Raw genomic sequence first — 2,852 nt, forward strand, 5'->3', positions numbered from 1 at the left:
GCCGAGCTTCATCAGCCGCTCCTGGTGCGAGACGTCCATGGCGGCGAGCTTGTTCAGCCGCGCCCACAGCCATTTGAGCTGGCGTCGTCGCTTTGGGCGTAGACGTAGAGTTCGTCGTCTTGCGCCAGAAGCTCGACCTCGACGCCTTCGCGCGTCTTGCGCCAGGGCTTGTCGAGAAGATGCTCTTCCAGGCGCGTGAGCCGTCCCTTGCGCGTTCAATGTCGCCATCGACGACGCGCCCTCCGCTCATGATTGCGTGAAACGCGTGCTCATGATGCCGTGGAACGGGCGCTCACGATCCCGTGGAATGCGCAGCGATGCGCAAGAAAGCGGTCGAAGGCGCTACGGGAGCGTCGCGCTATGAGCGACCATTCCTGGGTTAGGCTGCGAGCGCGTCAGTTCGACCTGCGGCTGAATACCGGGGCGTCAGCGGCAAGACGGCGCGCGGCGATCATTCCTCGGGCACCCCCGCGATGCGCATGCCGTCGTAGATGTGCTCGCGCCCCGCCAGATAATCGGGATGGTCGCTAAGTGGTGAGGATCCGCGGAACCGTGCGATAGTGAAGCCCGGATCGAGTTCTAGCCCGGTACGCGTCTCATCGCGCGCTTCCTCCACTCGGCCGAGGTGCGCCAGCGCGGAGCTAAGCAGGAAATGGGCCATTGTTGAATTTGGCGCGAGTTCGATGGACCGGATTAGCCAGTCGACGGCTTCGTCGTCGCGGCCGGAGGCGAGCTTGGCCCACCCCGCGATATATGACCAGATGCCTGCCAACGTGTCGCGTGGACTGATCCGCAGCGCCTCACGGACGTGCGCCTCGGTTTCCTCGTTACGCCCAAGAAGAAACTTTCCCATGCCCATGAAGACATGGGCAGAGGCAAAGTTCCGGTCAATCTCTAGCGCGCGCTCGCACTCGGCTATGCCCTGAGCAATTCTATGGCTCAGCATGCGCAAGTAGCCGAGCGCTGCATGGGCGGTGGCATGGTCCGGATTTAGTCGGACAGCCTTGGTAAGGTCCGCTTCCGCGGAGCGCAGCCGCCGGACGCGGTCGTCCGACGCCCAAATGGCCGCGGCGACCAGGTCCACCATACCCCGACCGGCCAACGCGTCGACGTTGTCAGGATCGAGATCGAGGGAACGGTCGAAATGGGAGTGCGCTTTCTGTAAGTAAGCTGGGGCAAGGCCCCTATTGAACTCGGCGCGCCCAAGGAAATAGTGATCCATCGAATCGGGGTCCGGAGAGCGCTCGGCGCGCCGCGCCTCGGCCAAGGCGATTTCCTCTCCGAGCCGATTGGCGAGGCGCGAAACGATCTCGTCCTGCATCACAAAGAGATCGGCGATCGGCTTGTCAAACCGTTCCGCCCAGATGTGCGCGCCAGTCTCCGCTTCGATCAGTTGCACGTTGACGCGCAGACGATCGACGCCGCGCTGAACGCTGCCTTCCAGCACATATCGGACGTTGAGTTCGCGGCCGATCGCCTTTAGGTCGACCGCTTTGCCCTTGTAGGTGAAGGCGGTGCTGCGACCGATGACGAAAGAACCGGAGATGCGCGAAAGGTCGGTCGTAAGGCTCTCGGTCACGCCGTCGACGAAATAATCTTGCTCCGGACCGCCGCCGATGTTGGCAAGGGGCAGCACGACGAGAGAGAGACGCGGCAAACCGTGGCGCTTGGACGCCGGCGGTAAGCTTGCGGGCGCGTCTGCCGTCGCGCCAATCTTCAAGGCGTACGCCCGCAGCGGACGCGCGATGTTCTTGAGCCACTGCTCGCCGAGATCGGCGAATGTCACCTGCAGCTTGTCGCGCACCTGCCGGTACGCGTCTTCCGAAAGGCAAATGCCGCCAGGCTCGCAGATCGCCTGGATCCTAGCAGCGACATTGACCCCGTCGCCCATGAGGTCGCCGTCAGCTTCCTCAACGACGTCGCCGAGATGGATGCCGACGCGAACCTCGATCCGTTTCTCGGCGGGCAGTCCGATGTTGCGCTCGGCGATGCCGGTCTGCACGTTGATGGCGGCTCGCACCGCTTCGACCACGCTGCGGAACTCGACCAACGCTCCGTCGCCCGTGCGCTTCACGAGCCGGCCATTATGGCTTGCGATCGTCGGGTCGACGAGGTCGCTGCGCAGCGCCCGCAAACGCGCCAGCGTGCGCTCTTCGTCCGCTTCGGCGAGCCGGCTGAAGCCGACGACGTCGGCGACCAAGATCGCCGCGACCTTACGCGTCTCGGGCATCAGAGGCGTCTCCGTGCCTTTACTTGGTCGAAAAAGCATAGGCCCTGGAGCAAAATCTGCAGTGATCTGGATCAAACGCTGTCGATCCTCAGGGAGGCAGAAGGTCCCCAATGCCACGCTGGCCGGCGGTTCTCATCGGTTCAGCGGCCACCAGGTGCGCGAGGCTTCGCTGATGTCCTGTGACGAGTGCCATGCCTTTGGCGCCGATTCGGACGAAGCCGACCACGCATTCCAATAGGAGGCCGGCCACCGATTCCGATTTGAAGCCGGCCGGGCTTCCGATTTGATGTCGGCCACCGGGCGTTGGCTTCCGCGGATCATGGGATGATGTTTCGCTTGGCCGGATGGGTCTTGCGGCCTTCCGCAATATGGCGAGAGAGCTCGGCTTGCGAAGGGCGGCTGGAGTGGCGGTGGGTAACGGCGGGCGGAGCGCGCTGTGCATTGCGCCGTAGCGCAGCCCGCCGTTATCCACGGCCTTGTCGCGCCGAGGGTCGGGCGAGCCGGCCCTCCGCGCGCACGTCGGTGTCAGGACGAGGACGGCCGCTTGCGCAGGCTCTCGCCGGCCAGATCGATGCGATAGGCGTTGTGAATGACGCGGTCGAGGATGGCGTCGGCGAGCGTG

The 2,852-nt window shown here is 64.3% G+C and carries 2 protein-coding genes; both read right to left on the bottom strand.

Features of this window, described 5'->3' with window-relative positions; genetic code table 11:
* Positions 1 to 451: 451 nt before the first annotated feature.
* A complete protein-coding gene (locus ACLP25_RS07120; protein WP_442468517.1) occupies positions 452 to 2,230 on the bottom strand; it encodes an adenylate/guanylate cyclase domain-containing protein in 1,779 nt (592 codons plus the stop codon).
* A 525-nt stretch (positions 2,231 to 2,755) separates the two neighbouring features.
* Positions 2,756 to 2,852: ATP-binding protein (locus ACLP25_RS07125; protein ID WP_442468518.1), on the bottom strand; the 97-nt coding region annotated here is incomplete at its 5' end.

Origin of the sequence: Roseiarcus sp. (genome assembly GCF_052145395.1) — a bacterium.
Classification (GTDB): Bacteria; Pseudomonadota; Alphaproteobacteria; order Rhizobiales; family Beijerinckiaceae; genus Roseiarcus.